General features: G+C 63.6%; 20 protein-coding genes and 1 pseudogene. 11 read left to right on the top strand and 10 right to left on the bottom strand.

The features are described from left to right. Positions 1–11 precede the first annotated feature (11 nt). From FYC77_RS18100 to FYC77_RS18090, 3 genes are all read right to left on the bottom strand, one after another. A complete protein-coding gene (locus FYC77_RS18100; protein ID WP_149082902.1) occupies positions 12–1,145 on the bottom strand; it encodes a saccharopine dehydrogenase family protein in 1,134 nt (377 codons plus the stop codon). Between the two features lie 46 nt (positions 1,146–1,191). After that, a complete protein-coding gene (locus tag FYC77_RS18095; protein ID WP_149082901.1) occupies positions 1,192–1,554 on the bottom strand; it encodes a DUF7344 domain-containing protein in 363 nt (120 codons plus the stop codon). A gap of 185 nt (positions 1,555–1,739) precedes the next feature. Beyond that, entirely contained in the window at positions 1,740–2,033 is a 294-nt protein-coding gene (locus FYC77_RS18090; RefSeq protein ID WP_149082900.1) for a transcriptional regulator, read from the bottom strand. A gap of 88 nt (positions 2,034–2,121) precedes the next feature. Between FYC77_RS18090 and FYC77_RS18085 the strand changes: the two genes are divergently transcribed. Further along, positions 2,122–3,093, top strand: a complete 972-nt coding sequence (locus FYC77_RS18085; RefSeq protein ID WP_149082899.1) for a sugar phosphate nucleotidyltransferase — start codon at positions 2,122–2,124, stop codon at positions 3,091–3,093. 101 nt (positions 3,094–3,194) lie between these two features. On the opposite strand, the gene FYC77_RS18080 is transcribed toward FYC77_RS18085, so the two are convergent. Beyond that, positions 3,195–3,851 (bottom strand): hypothetical protein, encoded by a 657-nt coding sequence (locus FYC77_RS18080; protein WP_149082898.1) that lies wholly within the window; start codon positions 3,849–3,851, stop codon positions 3,195–3,197. A 175-nt stretch (positions 3,852–4,026) separates the two neighbouring features. On the opposite strand from FYC77_RS18080, the gene FYC77_RS18075 reads away from it, so the two are divergent. From FYC77_RS18075 to FYC77_RS18060, 4 genes and pseudogenes are all read left to right on the top strand, one after another. Further along, a complete protein-coding gene (locus tag FYC77_RS18075; RefSeq protein WP_149082897.1) occupies positions 4,027–4,608 on the top strand; it encodes an NfeD family protein in 582 nt (193 codons plus the stop codon). A 199-nt stretch (positions 4,609–4,807) separates the two neighbouring features. Next, entirely contained in the window at positions 4,808–5,983 is a 1,176-nt protein-coding gene (locus tag FYC77_RS18070; protein WP_149082896.1) for an SPFH domain-containing protein, read from the top strand. A gap of 154 nt (positions 5,984–6,137) precedes the next feature. Further along, a pseudogene (locus tag FYC77_RS18065) lies at positions 6,138–7,473 on the top strand (SPFH domain-containing protein). Then, positions 7,355–7,978: a winged helix-turn-helix transcriptional regulator gene (locus FYC77_RS18060; protein WP_149082894.1), complete on the top strand. Its 624-nt coding sequence runs from the start codon at positions 7,355–7,357 to the stop codon at positions 7,976–7,978. Before FYC77_RS18065 ends, FYC77_RS18060 begins: the two are co-directional and overlap by 119 nt. Positions 7,979–8,170: 192 nt before the next feature. Here FYC77_RS18060 and FYC77_RS18055 read toward each other — a convergent pair whose 3' ends face one another. Both FYC77_RS18055 and yjjX read right to left on the bottom strand, forming a co-directional pair. Continuing rightward, positions 8,171–8,392 carry a DUF7123 family protein gene (locus tag FYC77_RS18055; RefSeq protein WP_149082917.1) on the bottom strand — a complete coding sequence of 74 codons (222 nt, stop codon included), beginning with the start codon at positions 8,390–8,392 and terminating at the stop codon, positions 8,171–8,173. Positions 8,393–8,617: 225 nt separating this feature from the next. Beyond that, positions 8,618–9,139 (bottom strand): inosine/xanthosine triphosphatase, encoded by a 522-nt coding sequence (gene yjjX / locus FYC77_RS18050; protein WP_149082916.1) that lies wholly within the window; start codon positions 9,137–9,139, stop codon positions 8,618–8,620. Between the two features lie 219 nt (positions 9,140–9,358). On the opposite strand from yjjX, the gene FYC77_RS18045 reads away from it, so the two are divergent. The 4 genes from FYC77_RS18045 (at position 9,359) to FYC77_RS18030 (ending at position 12,466) form a co-directional block, all read left to right on the top strand. Further along, positions 9,359–10,339 carry a transcription initiation factor IIB gene (locus FYC77_RS18045; RefSeq protein WP_149082893.1) on the top strand — a complete coding sequence of 327 codons (981 nt, stop codon included), beginning with the start codon at positions 9,359–9,361 and terminating at the stop codon, positions 10,337–10,339. Positions 10,340–10,402: 63 nt separating this feature from the next. Then, positions 10,403–11,083, top strand: coding sequence for a type I 3-dehydroquinate dehydratase (locus FYC77_RS18040; protein ID WP_149082892.1), 681 nt, complete (start codon positions 10,403–10,405; stop codon positions 11,081–11,083). A 201-nt stretch (positions 11,084–11,284) separates the two neighbouring features. Continuing rightward, the gene (locus tag FYC77_RS18035) at positions 11,285–11,926 is read left to right on the top strand and encodes a hypothetical protein (RefSeq protein WP_162354556.1); all 642 of its coding nucleotides are present in this window, start codon (positions 11,285–11,287) and stop codon (positions 11,924–11,926) included. A gap of 69 nt (positions 11,927–11,995) precedes the next feature. Further along, on the top strand, positions 11,996–12,466 hold the full coding sequence (locus FYC77_RS18030) for a zinc ribbon domain-containing protein (RefSeq protein WP_149082890.1): 471 nt from the start codon (positions 11,996–11,998) through the stop codon (positions 12,464–12,466). Positions 12,467–12,481: 15 nt separating this feature from the next. On the opposite strand, the gene FYC77_RS18025 is transcribed toward FYC77_RS18030, so the two are convergent. Beyond that, the gene (locus tag FYC77_RS18025) at positions 12,482–13,663 is read right to left on the bottom strand and encodes a 3-dehydroquinate synthase II (protein WP_149082889.1); all 1,182 of its coding nucleotides are present in this window, start codon (positions 13,661–13,663) and stop codon (positions 12,482–12,484) included. A gap of 138 nt (positions 13,664–13,801) precedes the next feature. Between FYC77_RS18025 and FYC77_RS18020 the strand changes: the two genes are divergently transcribed. After that, positions 13,802–14,389, top strand: a complete 588-nt coding sequence (locus FYC77_RS18020; protein WP_149082888.1) for a hypothetical protein — start codon at positions 13,802–13,804, stop codon at positions 14,387–14,389. Positions 14,390–14,489: 100 nt separating this feature from the next. Here the strand turns inward: FYC77_RS18020 and FYC77_RS18015 are convergent, their stop codons facing one another. Beyond that, positions 14,490–15,281, bottom strand: coding sequence for an HFX_2341 family transcriptional regulator domain-containing protein (locus FYC77_RS18015; protein WP_149082887.1), 792 nt, complete (start codon positions 15,279–15,281; stop codon positions 14,490–14,492). A 160-nt stretch (positions 15,282–15,441) separates the two neighbouring features. On the opposite strand from FYC77_RS18015, the gene FYC77_RS18010 reads away from it, so the two are divergent. Next, a complete protein-coding gene (locus tag FYC77_RS18010; protein ID WP_149082886.1) occupies positions 15,442–16,113 on the top strand; it encodes an HAD family hydrolase in 672 nt (223 codons plus the stop codon). Here FYC77_RS18010 and FYC77_RS18005 read toward each other — a convergent pair whose 3' ends face one another. Both FYC77_RS18005 and FYC77_RS18000 read right to left on the bottom strand, forming a co-directional pair. Then, positions 16,114–16,458, bottom strand: coding sequence for a hypothetical protein (locus tag FYC77_RS18005; RefSeq protein WP_149082885.1), 345 nt, complete (start codon positions 16,456–16,458; stop codon positions 16,114–16,116). A 59-nt stretch (positions 16,459–16,517) separates the two neighbouring features. Next, the gene (locus tag FYC77_RS18000; protein WP_149082884.1) at positions 16,518–17,444 is read right to left on the bottom strand and encodes a CPBP family intramembrane glutamic endopeptidase; all 927 of its coding nucleotides are present in this window, start codon (positions 17,442–17,444) and stop codon (positions 16,518–16,520) included. Between the last annotated feature and the right edge of the window lie 88 nt (positions 17,445–17,532).

The following is a 17,532-nucleotide window of genomic DNA, read 5'->3' as shown; positions in this document are numbered from 1 at the left end:
CCCGCCGATCGTTAGTCCTCGGACTCGAGCGGCGTCCGGTTCGACTCCGCCTGGCTGGGCATCTCGAGCAGTTCCCGGTCGGTTCCCTCGAGGTCGAGGACGAACTCGGCACCGAACGCGCTGGCGGGAGTCTGGAACCCGGTCGGAGTCCCGTCTCGATTGGCTCGATCCGTCCCCCCCAGGAGACACTCGGCGGCCGACACCGCGGCGTCGGCCGTGAGCGCGTAGACGTTCGGCGTGTCGAGTCGTGCCTGCACCCGACGCGTGGACCCATCGTCGGCCGACTCGTCGACGACTTCCCCCCAGACGGTGACGGTCTCCTCGCGGAGTTGCCGCTCGCCAGGACCCGTCACGAAGGCGTCGATCCCCCACCGCAACGCGGCTCGAACGGGCCCGATTTCGAGCAGCCCACGGAACGGGTCGGCCGCCCGCATCGCGGTCGAGGCTACCGAGGGCATCGCGGCGTAGACCTCGACCGACTCGATACCGGTGTGCCAGGGGGCGGTGACGACGTCACCGAGCGGGATCGTCGCCGCGTGTTCCGGCCCGTCGCCGAAGTCGATTTCGCGGGTTCGATACGCTGGTGGCACCTGAAGAAGGCGACCGTTGCGTCGGACGACACCGCGGTTTCCGGCCAGTTCGAGCACCGTCATCGCGGTCCCCCGCGAGGGCGACGCGTCGGCGCGGACGCCAAGCGTGAGCCGGTCGGCCGACGGGAGCTGGTCGTGGAGAAACGCCGCGAGACAATCCGTCGGGACGACGTCGAACCCGACCCCCGGCAACAGCGTTATCCCCGCTTCTCGGGCGTCACGGTCGCGCTGGCGGAGCCGTTCGAGCACCGGGAACTCGCCCGTCACGTCGAGGTAGTCCGTTTCGGCCTCGAGACAGGCAGAAACGAGCGGATCGGCCGTATCGACGAAGGGGCCGGCGCAGTTCAACACCGCGTCGAACGCCTCGAGGTGGGAGACGAGATCGCTCGACTCGAGATCGATGGCTCGCCCCTCGAGGCCGAGTTCGTTCGCCTGCCGTGTGACCGTCGTTCCGTCCCGGCCGGCGACGACCGGGGACAGCCCCCGTGAGACGGCTTCGCGGGTGACCAACGTTCCAGTATAGCCGTAGGACCCGTAGATCAGCAGGGAGACCATAGCCGGCATTGGACGGTCGCGAAGATAAAGCTCCGTCAGACGCGGCTTACGAGATCGCCGCCGGTGAGACGAGATCGCGCTCCTGGTCGTACTCGAGCAAGCCCGCGTCGACGAGCCGTGGCAGGTGATCGTGGTACAACGAGATGTAGACGTTGGCGACGTGTTCCGCCGATAGCTCCGCAACCGGTGTCCCCGTTTCTCGAACGGCCACCTCCTCGGCGGCGTCCGGGAGCGTAAGCGCCTCGCCGTAGGTTCGCATCACTCGTATGAACGAACGGCGGCGGCTGTGTGCGAGAAGGTCCAGGGTATCGTCGACCGCTTCGGGAGAGTTCTCTCGTCCCTCGAGCCACTCGAGGACAGCGAGTACGAACTCGGTGCGATCGAACTCCGGGTAAGACGGTGTAGTCATTCGTATCCTCGAATCCCTCCGATCGGGTGCCGGACGACCGGAACGAACGCGAAAATCGTAGATCGTCAGCGCAACGTGAGCGACGACACCCGTTGGAGGGTCCGTACCGGTTCGTATCCCCCAGTGTAAATATTAGTGTCGAATCTGTCGGAGAGATGTGCGCCAGTGTGAGTGTTCGGTTCGGATTACTGTTCGATCGTGAACGTCGGCTCGGCGATCGACTCGCTCTTACACGACGGACACCGTGACGGCATGTTGAGAAGCTGGTCGAAGTCGTCGAACCCGCAATCGCGACACGTCGGCGGTGCGACGAGGAACTGTTCGTCGCCGCCGTTGACCGACCGCGCGACGTGTTCGACGTGATCGACCACCGCGTGCGGGGTCAGATCGAGCGTTTCCGCGAGTTCGCTCGGCGTCGCCGCCTCGACACGAAGGGCGTCTGCGAGTCGTTGTCGCGTCGTTTCGTCGGCTTCACGCATACGTCCGGAACGACGGAGGGCGGACGTATACGAGTTTCCGGTTGGTGAAAGGGGAAGTCACTTACATCTCCCTCGCGAACGCGGTGCCATGAAGGCCGTCGTGCTTGCGGGCGGGTACGCGACCCGAATGTGGCCGATCACGAAACACCGGCCCAAGATGTTCCTCCCGATCGGCGACTCGACCGTCGTCGATCGAATCTTCGCGGAACTCGAGGCGGACGACCGAATCGACGGCGTGTACGTCAGCACGAACGAACGGTTCGCCGCCGACTTCGAGGCTCACCTCGCGGACAGCGAGTTCGAGAAACCCCGGCTCTCGGTCGAAGAGACGACCGAAGAAGACGACAAGTTCGGCGTGGTCGGCGCGCTCGCTCAGCTGATCGACCGCGAAGCAATCGACGACGACCTCCTCGTGATCGCCGGTGACAACCTCATCAGTTTCGCCGTCTCTGACTTTCTCGACTACTTCGAGCGGATGGACGCACCTACCCTCGCCGCCTACGACGTCGGTTCCCGGGAGAAAGCGAAGTCCTACGGGCTGGTCGAACTCGAGGACGACCGCGTCGTCGACTTCCAGGAGAAACCCGACGATCCAAAGAGTACCCTCGTCTCGATTGCCTGTTATGCGTTTCCACGGGATGCACTCTCCTTGCTCCCGACCTACCTCGAGGAAGGAAACAACCCGGACGAACCGGGCTGGTTCGTCCAGTGGCTCCAGAACCGCGAACCGACGTACGCCTACACGTTCGAGGGCGCGTGGTTCGACATCGGAACGCCCGAAAGCTACCTCGACGCCGTCGCCTGGCACCTCGAGGGGGAGTCACTCGTCGCCGCGTCGGCGGTCCTCGAGAACGCGACGATCGGCGATAACGTCCACGTGATGGACGACGTGACACTCGAAGACACCGATCTCGAGCACGCAGTCATCTTCCCCGACGCCACCGTACAGAACGGCGATATCAGACGATCGATCATCGACGAGGGGACGCGACTCGAGGACCTCGATCTCGCAGGCGCGCTCATCGGCGCGCACACGACGATCACGAACGGGCCGTCGTAACGATCGGATATCGAAACCCGATTCGTCCAACTTCGAGGTGTCCACGTGACGGTTCCGTCCGAAGTCGGGCGGAGGCCGCCGCTTGCGACCAGTGGCAGCAGTCAGATTGCTTCGCTGGCTTGCCAGGCGTGAAAGACTCGACGAAGGTCGTCGGAGCGGAGTTGGCCGCCCTGCCAGTCCGTAAACGCCTCCGAGAGCCCGTTACTGTCGACCTCGCCGTCGTTGCCGATACTGTACCTCGAGAGGTCACTCCCCCACCCGTCTTCGTCTGTGTCGTAGCCACGGTCAGTGACCTTCACCGTTGCTTCGAACTCGCCGGGATCGTCAGCGACGGAGATGGAGAAAACGTACTCGCCTTCGGGAAGGCCGTCCAGAATATCTTCGAACGTGACGGTCTCACTCGCGTTTGCGTCGATCTCGAGTGACTTCGTTTCGCGAAACACCATCACATCATCGTCGTCGACGACCGCCACGGTAACGTCGCCCTCGGCGGTCGTCTCGGCGTCGTTGCCGATGGTCGCAGTGACGTCAAACGGTGTATCACTCGTTTCAGTTGTCCAGACGACGTGTTCGAGCGACAGTGATGGTTCGTCGGAGATATCGAGGACCGCAGCAGGGTAAACAGACGTTCCGTACGGTCCGTGTCCGTACGGTCGAACGCCGTTCGTCTCTGCCGACCCGGACGAGGCGGCCGTACTCCGCGCACCGACTGTGAGTACAGCAACGGTAGCCAACATCGTTCGTCGTGTTAGGCCCATATATGGAAACTAATTCAATATTATATTAATATTTTGTATCGTGGAATAAGAATAGGACGTACGGCATGGCCGTGTGAGCGTGAGTTCGATAATCGCTCTCGGAGAGTGTCGGCTGAAATCGTGACAGGGTCGTTCTGCAATAAACATTTAACCTGGGGAGCCCCTAGCCATACTCATGCTCGAGGTCCTCCTCGAAAACATGCCGGTGGCGCTCCTGTCGGCGGGACTCATACTGATGGCGTTAGAGGCCTTATCGCCCGGTGCGCACCTGATCGTCGTCGGCGTCGCGCTCGTGGGGGCGGGGTTAGTCGGTGTCCTCTTCCCGGGCTCGCTCAGCCCGTTTATCCTCGCGGGGTTAACGCTGCTGATCGGTCTGGTCGCGACGTACATCTACCGCGAGTTCGACTTTTACGGCGGGAAAGGAACGCCACAGACGAAAGATTCCGGCTCGCTCGCTGGAGCGACCGGATACGTCACCGAGACGATCACGACTCGAGATGGCGAGGTGAAACTCGACGACGGCGGGTTCGCGCCGTACTACAGTGCTCGAACGACCAGCGGAACGATCGAGGAAGGAGAGGAGATTATCGTCCTCGATCCCGGCGGCGGGAACGTACTCACGGTCGAGTCTCTCAACGCGATCGGCGAAGACGAGATCGATCGTGCACTTGCAGAAGACGCCGCGTCCGGGCCGTCGTCTGACGGCGGCGGTTCGACCGAGGAGGCGGCCGAACGCGAGACCGAGAAAACGAGTTGATACGATCTACCGTACCGGTTTATCGGATAGGTGAGAACGGTCTGGATTGTACAGCGTACAGCAGACCGTATCAACCACCAAACCCCCAACATTCGTCCGAGTGAGTTCCCGCCGTCCGGTCCATCCGTGGTCCGTTACTGTCCCAATATGTTTGTCAAATAAGGGAACGCTTTTCCCGTCACCGCCACAAGAGCGATATATGGTCCTAGAGCTGTTCCCAATGCAGGCGCTGGGCGGTGCACTGCTGTTCCTCGGTGCACTCGCTCTCGTCGTCGTTCTCGCCGCACTGTTTAGCGCGGTCGAGATCGTCGACGCGTACGAGAAACGCGCGCTCACCGTCTTCGGCGAGTACCGGAAACTGCTCGAGCCGGGTATCAACTTCGTCCCGCCGTTCGTCTCGAACACCTACCGGTTCGATATGCGCACACAGACGTTAGACGTCCCGCGCCAGGAAGCGATCACGCGGGACAACTCACCGGTGACGGCCGACGCCGTCGTCTACATCAAGGTGATGGACGCCAAGAAGGCGTTCCTCGAGGTCGACAACTACAAGAAGGCTGTCTCGAACCTCGCCCAGACGACCCTCCGTGCCGTGTTGGGTGACATGGAACTCGACGACACGCTGAACAAACGCCAGGAGATCAACGCGAAGATCCGCCACGAACTCGACGAACCGACCGACGAGTGGGGTATTCGAGTGGAGAGCGTCGAGGTCCGCGAGGTCAACCCCTCGAAGGACGTTCAGCGCGCGATGGAACAACAGACCTCCGCAGAGCGGAAACGCCGCGCCATGATCCTCGAGGCCCAGGGTGAACGCCGCAGCGCCGTCGAAAAGGCAGAGGGTGACAAACAGAGTGAGATCATCCGCGCACAGGGTGAAAAACAGAGCCAGATCCTCGAAGCACAGGGTGACTCGATTTCGACGGTTCTGCGCGCGAAATCCGCCGAATCGATGGGTGAACGCGCCATCATCGATCAAGGAATGGAAACGCTCGAGCAGATCGGTCAGAGCGAATCCACGACCTTCGTGATGCCACAGGAACTCACCTCGATGGTCGGTCGCTACGGCAAACACCTCTCCGGCAGCGATATTAAAGACGACAGTGACGCACTCGAGAGTCTCGACTTCGACGACGAGACCCGCGAACTGATCGGCTTGGACGACATCGCCGAGATCATCGGCGAGATCGATCAGGAAGCCGAGATGGACGTCGAAGCCATGGAGCAGGAAGCCCAGGCGATCAAGGAAGGCCAGGATCCGTCGAACATCTCCGATCCCGACGAAGTGATCGAAGAGATGGACCAGGAGTTCCAACAGACCGACGGCGGCTCCGACGTCCCACTCGGTGACGTCGACGACTCACAGCGCGACTGATCGCCCGGCAGATCATCGATTCGGACGAACCGACCGATTTTTCGAACCCGTATTCGACCGACCGAGTCGCTCGACGGTCGGACGGACCGCCGACTTTTCTCCGAGTAAATGTCAGATGGAAATACTTATTGTGTGAGCAGACGGCTGTTGGAGTATGGGTCCCGTACCGCTTCAGTTTCTCGCGACGTCCGTCGGCCTGATCGTTGCGTTGCTGGTGTTGGCCGTCGTCATCGCCCTCCTTCGAAGCTCCGTCGTGATCGTCTACGCCTACGAGCAGAAAGCGTTGACCGTCCTCGGCGAGTACCGGAAACTGCTCGAGCCGGGATTGAACGTCGTCCCACCGTTCGTTTCGCGAACGTACAGCTACGACATGCGAACGCAGACGCTCGACGTTCCCCGCCAGGAAGCGATCACCCGAGACAACTCGCCGGTGACGGCCGACGCCGTCATCTACATCAAGGTGATGGACGCAAAGCGGGCGTTTCTCGAGGTCGATAACTACAAGAGAGCCGTCGTGAACCTCTCCCAGACGACCCTGCGTGCCGTGATCGGCGACATGGAACTCGACGACACGCTGAACAAACGCGAACAGATCAACAGACGGATTCGCCGCGAACTCGAAGGGCCGACCGACGAGTGGGGGATCCGCGTCGAGTCGGTCGAGGTCCGCGAAGTTAACCCGACGCGGGAGGTCCAGCAGGCGATGGAGAAACAGACCTCCGCCGAACGGCGTCGTCGTGCCATGATCCTCGAGGCCCAGGGTGAACGCCGCAGTGCCGTCGAAAAGGCAGAGGGTGAGAAACAGAGTAAGATCATCCGCGCACAGGGTGAAAAACAGAGCCAGATTCTCGAGGCCCAGGGTAATGCCATCTCGACGGTCCTGCGAGCCAAATCCGCCGAATCGATGGGCGAACGCGCCATCATCGACAAGGGAATGGACACCCTGACCGAGATTGGGGGGAGCGAGTCGACGACGTTCGTTATGCCACAGGAACTCACCTCGATGGTCGGCCGCTACGGCAAACACCTCTCTGGTAGCGACGTCAAAGCAGACGGCGAGCAACTCGAGAGTCTCGAGTTCGACGACGAGACTCGTGAACTGATCGGGTTAGACGACATCGCCGAGATCATCGGTGAGATCGAGGAGGACGAGATGGACGTCGAGGCGATCGAACGGGAAGCCCAGGCGATCACGGAGTGAGCGGACCGCGTCGACCGCCGATCCCGACGAGATTATCGAGGACGGCGGCCGAGTTATCCGCCCGGAGCCATCCGGACGAACTCCTAAGATGCAGCGACTCTCAGGTTTCAGTGAACGAAGCGGAGCGAAACCGGTTTTACCCACGGTCTCCTTTCGGGCAGTAGGTAGATATGACGACGCCCGACGGGGTCGACGACGACAAGCGGGCGACCCTCCGCCGATTCGCAGCCATCGGCACCGGTGCCCCGCTCGCTGGTTTCGCCGAATCGGCGTCGGCCGAGACGGGTGAGAGCGACGCGCGGGATGCGATCGTCGGCTATCTGTCGACGACACCCGGCGCACACTTCTCGAAGGTTCGGGACGATCTCCAGCTCGGGACCGGCGAGACCCAACACCACCTTCGCCGACTCGAGGACCGCGGCGCGATCGAAAGCTACGAGGACGGCGACTACAAGCGGTTCGTCCTCGCGGGGCGGTTCGACGAGTTCGAAAAACACGCCCTCGGATACCTGCGTCGAGAGACGCCACGCGGAATGGTGATCGAACTGTTACTCGATCCCGATGCGACTGCCGGTGATCTGGCAACGTCGCTCGAGGTGTCTCCACCGACAGTCAGTAAGTACGCCGGCGAACTCGAGGATGCCGGCTTGCTCTCTCGAGAGGACGGCTACGCGGTCGAACGGCCGGAGACGATCCTGTTGCTCGTCGTTCGTCACGCGGATTCGTTCGGAGAACGCTCGACGACACTGGCCCGGAACGCCGATCAACTCCTGGAGTACGACGGAGACGAGTGAGAACGACCCGGAGACGTATCGAGAGATGCGGGTATCGTCGAGAGTCCGTTTGGCGACCGATACGGAGCGCCGTCTCGGTTAAGGAGACGACCGGTCACGGTAGACGGGTGGAGAAAAACTGCCGGACAGCAGTCCGAACCGATCACACGATGGCGTCTGATGAGTGTGCGCTCGTGTTTGCCCGGTGGAATATCAGGCGTTGACCTTCCAGGTCGTACTCGAGGAGTAGCCCCACTTCTCGATCTCGATATCGTAGTCACCTTGCTGGAGCGCGGTGATGTTGGAGCCGACTTCTTTCGCCGTCATCCCGAGTTCCTTGCCGATGAGCCGCGATTTGAAGTACGTCTTCGTCGCGGCGTTCTCCCGGAGATACTGGAGAATCTGGCGTTGTTTGCTCGTGAGGTCGGGGGCCATTGCAGTGCTCATGTCTCCAGAGACGACTGGGACGCCCTTAGGGGGTTTGGTACGTGCAGTTAACAGGCCGCAGTCTGTCGATTTTGCGCCATAGTAATGGAACAATAATCGAAAGGAAACGATCTGTTGGTACGGCCGGCTAATGCGTCCAATCTGACGAGTGTCAAGGATAGATGACAGTTTTGGAGCGAAAGACGGGGTTAGGTGGGAGCCACAGACGAGCGGTCAGGACTCTCGATACTGGTCCGTTCGGAACGGACCGAACGCGCAGGCGACCGCGCTCGCAAGCGCGTCAGACCGGTCGACCAATCCGTCAGTGAGGGCACCGACGGCGCCCTCGCCCTCGGCGATACCGTCAGTACTGAGCACGTCGTCCATCACCGGCCCGAGTTCCTCGCCCGCTACGACTCGTTCGGCGACCCGGTCGGGGAGTCGAACCGACGGACCGCTCGCCCGCTCGAGTCGGTCGCCGTCGGTCACCGCGGCCCACATGACGAGATGGAGTCCGGGCGCGTTCTCGAATCGAGCGACGCCGCCCTCGAGGCCGACGCCGTAGTCGACCTCGCAGCCTTCGAAGGCCCGACGGGCGCGGTTCTCCGCGCCGGTGATCGTCTCGGCGATCGATCCGGGCTGTTCGTCGACACCGGAGTCGACCGAAACCGCCACCACGACCGGATCGAACCGCTCGAGCGCTCGGTCGGTCGCCTCGCGTTTGACTGGGTTCGTGCTTCCGACGGCGACGTGCATACTCGCCGTTGGGCCGAGCGTCATTTGGCGTCCTCGGTTCGAGGTGACTTTGACCGCTTGAATGTTTTGGTTTCCCATACCAACTCCCCCGAATTACCGGTTTTCGGACGGTGATCGACGATGATTTCGAAATCCTTATATCCGGAGTCTTTGAACCCAGTAGGTAACGAATCTGTCCGGGCTTTTGCGACACGTTGTCCGGGCAGCCGATGCCATCGTATGACCAACGCACCATCGAACACGAGAGTACGGCGTAGCGAACACGAAACGACCGACGAACAAACGGAGAGCGAGCAAAGCGACGTCGCCTGCCCGGAGTGTTCCGGAAACCTCATCGTCGACGACGAACACGGCGAGACCGTCTGTGAGGACTGTGGCCTCGTCGTCGAGGAGGACTCGGTCGACCGCGGCCCCGAGTGGCGCGCGTTCGACGCCGCCGAGAAAAACGAGAAGTCCCGCGTCGGTGCACCGACGACGAACACGATGCACGACAAGGGCCTGTCGACGAACATCGACTGGCGCAACAAGGACGCCTACGGCAACTCCCTCGGGTCGCGCCAGCGCGAGAAGATGCAGCGCCTGCGCAAGTGGAACGAGCGCTTCCGGACGCGTGACTCCAAGGAACGCAACCTGAAACAGGCACTCGGCGAGATCGATCGGATGGCCAGCGCACTCGGCCTCCCGACGAACGTCCGCGAGACCGCGTCGGTCATCTACCGGCGCGCACTCGACGAGGATCTGCTTCCAGGACGCTCCATCGAGGGCGTCTCCACCGCCTGCGTCTACGCCGCCGCACGCCAGGCCGGCGTCCCCCGGAGTCTCGACGAAATCGCCGACGTCTCCCGCGTCGAGAAAAACGAGATCGCCCGCACCTACCGCTACGTCGTCCGTGAACTCGGACTCGAGGTCCAGCCGGCCGATCCCGAAAGCTACGTTCCCCGCTTTGCGTCGGGACTCGACCTCTCCGACGAGGCCGAACACCGCGCACGCGGTCTGCTCCAGAACGCCAAGGAGAAGGGTGTTCACTCGGGTAAGTCGCCGGTCGGCCTCGCGGCCGCCGCCGTCTACGCCGCCGCCCTTCTCACGAACGAGAAGACCACCCAGGCCGCCGTCTCCGACGTCGCAGACATCTCCGAAGTGACCATTCGGAACCGCTATCACGAACTCCTCGAGGCCGAGGAGACCCTCGGCGTCGCCTGATCGGACGACGAGCCGTCACAAACGATACCGTTTTTCGGATCGCGACTGTCAGTTGTGATAGAGATGAGTATGGAGTTCGACTCGTTCGTTCTCACCGCCGCAGTCGCCGACCTGACAGAAGAGCCAGCCGCCCGCGAACACGCAGACGCCGTCGAGTTTCGGATGGATCTCGCGGACGAGCCGCTGTCGGCACTCGAGGCCTACGACGGCGAGTTGCCGATCCTCGCGACGAACCGACCGGCGTGGGAAGGCGGGGAGTGGGACGGCGACGACGCGGACCGTCTCGAGGCGCTCGTCGAGGCGACCGGGATCGACGCCGTCGACGCGATCGACGTCGAACTCGAGTCGTGTCGCTCCGGCGACGCCGACGGCGTCCTCGAGACGGCTCGCGAGCGAGACGTTGCGGTCGTCGCGTCCGCCCACGATTTCGAGGCGACGCCCGACGAGATCGAGATGATCGAGACGCTCACCGACGCCTGCGAGTACGCCGACGTCGGAAAACTCGCAGTGACGGCCGAGACGCGCGCGGACACGCTCGCGGTGTTGGCCGTGACGCACCTGCTCAGCTCCGACGGGGAGACGGTCGCGACCATGGCGATGGGCGAAGCGGGCAGTCACACGCGTGCGGTCGCCCCGGTGTACGGCTCGAAGATCGGGTACGCGCCGGTCGATCCCGCCGAAGCGACCGCCCCCGGCCAGTACGACCTCGAGACGCTGTCGCGGCTGGTTTCCGAACTCGAGTGAACGGGTAGCGGGGTTCGGCCGACGGTCGGCCCGGCCGTCGTCCGCAGTAACCGACGCATACCAATGGGTGAGTCGGTGGATCGCCGTCGCATGTATCGGACGGTTTCTGCCGCCCTCTCGGTGGTCGGCCGATCGGCCCGGCGTGACGGTACCGAGTCGAAGCGGGGAGACGACACCGAATCGGCGCGAAGACACGACGTGATGGGTACAGTACGAACGAACGACGTGACGGATACAGCGCGAGCGAGCGCCGCTGCGAGCCAGGAACGGGGGAGCGACGGCACCGTCTCGAGCCGAAGCGAGGGCGAGATCGACGCCGAGACGCTGATCCGGTCGCTCTCGGTCGTCCTCGATACCCCAGGGGCGCCAACGCTCGAGCCGACGTTCCGACGCGCCTGGCGCGAGCGGACCGTCGAGATTCGCGAGACGGAAACGCGTCTCGTGGAGCTCGGACGAGCACTCGAGTTGGAGCCGGATCGGCTCGTTCTCGAGGTTGCCCCGGACGGCCTCCTCGCGCGCTACGACGGCTCGCGCGTCGGTTGCTGGCCGTCGGCGGCCGCGTTGCTCGCGGACCTGTCGGCGACGGCGATTATACCGGACGTGGAGCCACGTTGGCGGTCGCTGTCGGGCGAGCAGCGGCGAGTCGCGTTGCGAACGCTTCGGCTGTTCGTCCGTCGCTGTCCGAACTGCGACGGAACGCTCGAAGGCGTTCTCGGGCCGTCCTCGACCGACGATCGCCTCGAGGAATGTCGGCGCGTCCAGTGCGATCAGTGTGGTTCCGTCCTGTTTCACGAATCGACGTCCTCTACGGAGAACGTGTCGGGAAAGGAGGACACACCGTAAGGGGGGGCGGAGTCACGCACCGCACCCAGAATCGGAATGTTAACCAGTCGGCTTCCCTAGTGTATGCACATGACGTGGCTCCGCGCGCTGGCAGCGGCTGGCCTCTCGGTGCTGATGCCGGGTGCAGGCCATGCCCTCATCAGGGACTGGCTCAGAACCCTGGTGTTCGCCGGCCTGTATCTTTCCGCTATCGTGATCTTTCTCCCGTCGATCGAGCAGATAACCGCCATCGAGTCGGTCGGTGAAGGGATGGAACTGGTCGGCGACGAGATCGATACGATGGGACAGTTCGTCCTCTCGTTTATCGTCCTGTTCGCGGCGATCGACGCAACGTTTCGCGCGATGGGGTTCCCACCCGGGTCGAGCAACGAGTCGGTCGACGGGCCGTCCTGTCCCGAGTGCGGGAAGGAACTCGACGAGGACCTGACGTTCTGTCACTGGTGTACGACGCGACTCGAGCCGGTCGAACCGGAGGAGGAAGATTCGAACGCCGCGGGCGAAACCGGATCCGAGGCGGAGCCGGTAGAAGCGAAGCGCTGACCGGCGACTTCGGCGTTACTTCTCGATGATGCTCTCCTCGACGGGTTCCCCGAAGTGGCGAGCCGTATCCTCGTAGTACAACAGGAGCTCGTCGCCGGCCGCCAGATCGGTGATGGCTTTGCGTCCGTCGCCGGAGGCAACCTTGATCGTCTCGGCGTTTTGCAACAGTGTCTCGACGCGGTCGCCGTCGTCGGTCTCGAGGGCGACCCGGAACATCGGTCGCTTCTCGATTTTGACCCGGCCGACGATCGCTTCGCGGGTGTTGCCGTTCGTGTCGACGACCTGGACCTCGTCGCCGCTTTTGAGTTCCGAGAGGTACTTGGTGCCGCCGTCGGGGGTTCGGACGTAGGCGTGGACGGCCCCGGCGTTGACCCGGAACGGGCGCGAGGCGACGTACGGCGACTCGGCGGTTTCGGCGTGTACGAACACCAGCCCGCGGCTCATCGACCCGATCAACATCCCCTCGTCGTGTTCGAGTAAGCTGCCGGTATCGATACAGACGCGGTCGGCGCTGCCGATCTCTTCGACTTCGATCACTTCGGCGTAGTCGAGTTCGAGGGTTTCCCGTTCGGCCGCGTCGCGGACCTCGACGGTCTCGCGGATCTCGTCCGGGTCGTCCGAATCCAACAGGACGCCGTCGGAGCCGAGTTCGAGCGTCTCGAAGGCCGTCTTCGCCTCCTCTGGGGACGTCACGCCCGCGATCAGGTCCGTCTCCTCGCCGATCCGGGCGATCAGGTTCTCGAGGGGGATGATCGTCCAGTCGTCGCCGACGACGATGGTGTGGTCGGCTTCCTGAGCTGCGGTTTCGGCGAACGCCTCGTACTCCGTGCCGAGAATGCGAACGTACGCCCCGCGCTCGAGTTCGTCGTCGCGTCGGAGCGTCGAGAGGTCGGCAGAGCCGGAGAAGTCCTCCGGGAGGTCGATCGTCGCGTCACCCTCTCCGTCCTTGCCGACGACGACGGCGTCCGGCATGGCGCCGACGGGGTCGTCGTCCTCGGCGTCGTCGACGAGCGTCACGTCGCCGCCGGTTCGGAACGCGGCGACGTTGATCGAGCCGAGTTCGCGAACTCGCTCGACGTCCTCCTCGTCGACCAGTACCCAGTCTGCACCCGCCTCGAGCGCGGCGGTGATCCGCGCGCGGCGGTCGTCCCAGTCGCCGACGGCGTCGTCGGCTTTAATCCAAACGGATCGGCTCATATCTCGACGGTCGAAGGGCAGTGGCTTGAACGTGGCGGATCGGACAGGACACCGTATTGTTTGGGTAGTAGAAATAGTATCGATAGTTGAATTACTTTCTCAGTAGTAGATAATATCCCTCCGAACCGATTCGGTCGTATGGGTCAGCGCCACGTCGAACCCGGTGACGCACCGACGATCGAGCAGGTTACTCGCCGCCTCGAAGCCGAGGACGTCGCCGACGTCGCTCGGGCCACATTCGACTGTGCGGGAGAGCTGGCGGCGCTCGAGTGCGGCTCGACTGCGGCCGCCCTCGCAGCGTGTCGGCTCGCGAGTCGCCGAACTCGACGCGAACCGCTGACGTGTGAGCGGATGGCGGACACCTTCGACGTCGATCCCGAGCACGTCGCCGACGCAGAGGCGACGATCGCGAGCTACCTGACCCCACCCGCTGACGCCGACGACGTTCGTGCCCTCCGCCGAACGCTGATCGTCGCATACGAACTCCTGGACGCGGTCGAGCGCGACCGCCTCCACGCACTCGAGTTGCCGGGATCGTACCTCGCCGACGCCGCCCCCTGGTTGCTCGGTCGCACACAGCGATCGATCGAATCACGAGACGACGACCGACGCGGGCTCGACGAAGACGAACTCCGGGCTCACGTCGAACGACTCGAGGCCGATCTGGAACTCGCTCGACTGGGCACGCTGCTGTACGCGGACGTCGACGACGTCCGCGGAGAGTAGGTCCCCTCGAGTTCTGCGATTCCGCGGGAGCGTGGCAGCTATCGAGCCGGACGTGACGGTCACTCGTACGCCCGTGACGATCTCCTACGGCCCCTGACGGTCACTCGAGCGCCGCGAGCTTGTGTCTGAACGCCCGGTAGGCGTTCTTTCCGCGCTCGGTGAGTTCGACGACGCGACGGCGACCGACGGGCTCGATCGTCACGTAGCCGTCCTCGAGCAGCGGCTCGAGAACGTGTGTATCCAGGACGCGAAAAGCGCCCTTGTCCTCGCCGCCGCGTTCCGCCGGCGGTCGCCGATCGGCCATAAACGAGAGTCCCCGATCCCTGGCGTACTCGATCAGATCCTTCTTCTTCGGCGGCGCAGTTCGGTCCTCGTGAAAGCCGTCCCAGGCGGTCGGATCGGCGAGAAACGCCATGATCGCTACCTGGTCGGTCGTCGGCGAGTCGATCGGGTACGTCGGGATCGGCGTCGTCTCCGCGAGTCCGGACGAGGCCGGTTCGACCGATCCGTCGTGAGCGTACGACTCCGGCTCGACGTAGTAGGCCTGTGCGTCCGTCGAGACGTCCATGCACGCGATCGTCGCGCCGATCGCCGGAATCGTCCCGCCGCCGGAGACGTTGACGTAGACGTTGTCCCCGGCGTGATTCGACGCGATCGTCGTCACCTCGCCGAGGACGGCGTAGACGTCGGAGAGGTCACACGACCGCGTCCTGACCTCCGGAACGATCGACTCGAGTTCGGTCAGGAGCTGTTCGTGGTAGCCTGGCGGATCGTCTGTCGTCGAGTCCTCGAGGAGGTAGACGAGGTCCGCCCGCTGGTCGCGGACCGGTTCGACGATGCGGTCGAACTCGTACCCGAGGGGGGCGACGTGTACCCGTTTGACGACGTCCATACCCCGACAACCGGCGCGATCGAAATAACACCTACCGAAACGACTCCGTGACACACCTGGAATCCGCGGCGCACCTGGAATCCGCGGCGAGGGTCACCTCGCCGGCGTTCCGACGAACTCGTCGAAACGTTCAGAACCGTCGGGTTCCAACCACCAATCGATGGCCGCCTACGACGCGATCTACTTCGACCTCGACAACACGCTCTGTGAGCCCACACAGGACGCGTCGACGCTCCTCGAGCGGACGTTCCAGCGGGCGGGGCTGGAGCAGTTCTGTACGCCGGCCGACCTGCGGGCGGCCGTGCCGGCGTTGCCGACGGTCGAGACGGACCGGGAGTTCTACGAGCACCTGTTCACCGAGGTCGCCGAACGGGCGAACGTCGACCCGTCGGTCTCCTCGCGACTGACCGACTGGTACCTCGAGGTTCGGGATCCGACGGCAGTCGACTTTCGACCCGGTGCCGCGGCCGCACTCGAGTCCGCTCGTGATCGCGGCCACGTCGGGCTCATCACGAACGGTGGACGGTCCACCCAGACGAAGAAACTCCGCGCGCTGGGAATCGAGAACGCCTTCGACGTCCGGGTCTTTACCGAGCCGAGCGAAGGGATCTACCCGAAACCCAACGCTGCACCGTTCGAGTACGCGCTGGCGACACTCGACGTCGAACCCGACGCTGCGATCCACGTCGGGGATTCGTTACACGCCGACGTCGCGGGTGCGAACGCGATGGGGCTCGACTCGGCCTGGGTCGACACTGGCAACGGACGGGGCGGGAACCAGCAACCGACGTACGAACTCCCCTCGCTCGAGACGTTCGATCGGATCGTCTGATCACTCGAGCCAGACCGCGAGGATGTAGAGTCCGATGCCGACGAAGACGGCGATGGACGACGCCCGATCGAGGACCGGAAACGGCGCGAGCAGGAAGGCAAACTGGAGTGTCCCACCGACGACGAGACAGATCGACGCACCGAGGATCGCCGGCTCCACGTTGTCCGCCTGGGTGTACAGGAGCGTCCCGACGGCGACGGCCACGACGCCGAAGACGAACTGCGACGCGAGAATTGCCAGTCCCACGCCCGCGATCGTCCCGTAGCCAAACAGCACGAAGTAGAGAACGATACCGAAGAGAATCGTTCGATACACCGCATCAGACGCCTCGTCGAGACCGCTCATACGTGTGCGTCGTCGCCCGCCCTCTTGAATGAGGCGACCGGTCGGTTTCGCGTCCGACCTCACCGCTCTAGGGAACTCGCCCACTCGAGGTCGAACCGCTCGTGGACGACGAACTCGAGGGCGTTGATGAGGTAGTGGGCGACGACGACGACGAGGAAGCTGCCGGTGACGATAAACACCGCCGCGAGGACGAATCCGAGGAGACCGGTGACGACGATGCCGACCGATCCCTGGATACCGTGTCCGACGGCGAACGCGATCGAGGAGACGACGGCGAGCAGCCACGGCGAGACGTCGAAGCCCGCCGAGACGACGCCGATCAACGCCGCCCGAAAGAGCAGTTCCTCGAAGACGGCGATGATCGGCAAGACGAGGACGAGCAGGACGATCCACCCCTGAACGGACCCGGGAGCCAGCAGTTCCCGCAACTGCTCGTCGTGATCGAATCCGAATCGGGTCGCGACGGACGCGCCGACTTCGTTCGAGACGTACAGGAGGATTCCCGCGACAGTTCCCCAGAGGATCCCCTGCTCGACGTACGACCTCGAGAACTCGATGCCGAGCGCATCGGCCGGGATACCCGTATAGACCACCGCACCGAGCAACACGAGGGCGAACAGCCCCTGGGAGATGGCCACGTTCGCGAGGAGTGCGCCGGTCGAGAGCGACGCCGGGTCGACGCCCTCTCCGGACGGGGGTCGCCCTCGAGCGTCCGTTCGATCCTCGCGACCGTACTCGTCGTCTCGCGACGGCTCCGATTCGTGCGGTTCACCGTGTTTGGGGACGGACCGGTGCGGTCCAGATTCAGCGGCCGACGAATTCGAATCGGTCGACTCGAGATCAGTCGAACGCGGGGGATCGTCACGGCCATCGCCCGCAGATTCGGAATCGCCGTCGGCAAACGCCGACTGAGAGAGGTGTGACAGAACGAGCAACGAGACGAGGACGACGCCCGTAACCGCGACGAACGTCACCCACTGGGGCATCTATTGGGGGCTCGGGTTCGAACCGCTGGCGGAGCCGACCGCGCTCTGGCTCTGGTCGAACGCCGTTTCGGTGATCGACTTGAGACGA

The sequence above is a fragment of the Natrialba swarupiae genome, assembly GCF_008245225.1.
GTDB lineage: Archaea > Halobacteriota > Halobacteria > Halobacteriales > Natrialbaceae > Natrarchaeobius > Natrarchaeobius swarupiae.
This window is presented reverse-complemented; position numbering and strand designations above follow the sequence as displayed.

Coding starts and splice junctions, on each gene's coding strand:
- FYC77_RS18085 (WP_149082899.1), top strand. CDS start 2,122: ATGAAGGCCGTCGTGCTTGCGGGCGGGTACGCGACCCGAATGTGGCCG.
- FYC77_RS18000 (WP_149082884.1), bottom strand. CDS start 17,444: ATGCCCCAGTGGGTGACGTTCGTCGCGGTTACGGGCGTCGTCCTCGTC.
- FYC77_RS18080 (WP_149082898.1), bottom strand. CDS start 3,851: ATGGGCCTAACACGACGAACGATGTTGGCTACCGTTGCTGTACTCACA.
- FYC77_RS18025 (WP_149082889.1), bottom strand. CDS start 13,663: ATGAGCCGATCCGTTTGGATTAAAGCCGACGACGCCGTCGGCGACTGG.
- FYC77_RS18020 (WP_149082888.1), top strand. CDS start 13,802: ATGGGTCAGCGCCACGTCGAACCCGGTGACGCACCGACGATCGAGCAG.
- FYC77_RS18035 (WP_162354556.1), top strand. CDS start 11,285: ATGGGTACAGTACGAACGAACGACGTGACGGATACAGCGCGAGCGAGC.
- FYC77_RS18090 (WP_149082900.1), bottom strand. CDS start 2,033: ATGCGTGAAGCCGACGAAACGACGCGACAACGACTCGCAGACGCCCTT.
- FYC77_RS18070 (WP_149082896.1), top strand. CDS start 4,808: ATGGTCCTAGAGCTGTTCCCAATGCAGGCGCTGGGCGGTGCACTGCTG.
- FYC77_RS18045 (WP_149082893.1), top strand. CDS start 9,359: ATGACCAACGCACCATCGAACACGAGAGTACGGCGTAGCGAACACGAA.
- FYC77_RS18100 (WP_149082902.1), bottom strand. CDS start 1,145: ATGGTCTCCCTGCTGATCTACGGGTCCTACGGCTATACTGGAACGTTG.
- FYC77_RS18095 (WP_149082901.1), bottom strand. CDS start 1,554: ATGACTACACCGTCTTACCCGGAGTTCGATCGCACCGAGTTCGTACTC.
- FYC77_RS18060 (WP_149082894.1), top strand. CDS start 7,355: ATGACGACGCCCGACGGGGTCGACGACGACAAGCGGGCGACCCTCCGC.
- FYC77_RS18010 (WP_149082886.1), top strand. CDS start 15,442: ATGGCCGCCTACGACGCGATCTACTTCGACCTCGACAACACGCTCTGT.
- FYC77_RS18040 (WP_149082892.1), top strand. CDS start 10,403: ATGAGTATGGAGTTCGACTCGTTCGTTCTCACCGCCGCAGTCGCCGAC.
- FYC77_RS18055 (WP_149082917.1), bottom strand. CDS start 8,392: ATGGCCCCCGACCTCACGAGCAAACAACGCCAGATTCTCCAGTATCTC.
- FYC77_RS18075 (WP_149082897.1), top strand. CDS start 4,027: ATGCTCGAGGTCCTCCTCGAAAACATGCCGGTGGCGCTCCTGTCGGCG.
- FYC77_RS18015 (WP_149082887.1), bottom strand. CDS start 15,281: ATGGACGTCGTCAAACGGGTACACGTCGCCCCCCTCGGGTACGAGTTC.
- yjjX (WP_149082916.1), bottom strand. CDS start 9,139: ATGCACGTCGCCGTCGGAAGCACGAACCCAGTCAAACGCGAGGCGACC.
- FYC77_RS18030 (WP_149082890.1), top strand. CDS start 11,996: ATGACGTGGCTCCGCGCGCTGGCAGCGGCTGGCCTCTCGGTGCTGATG.
- FYC77_RS18005 (WP_149082885.1), bottom strand. CDS start 16,458: ATGAGCGGTCTCGACGAGGCGTCTGATGCGGTGTATCGAACGATTCTC.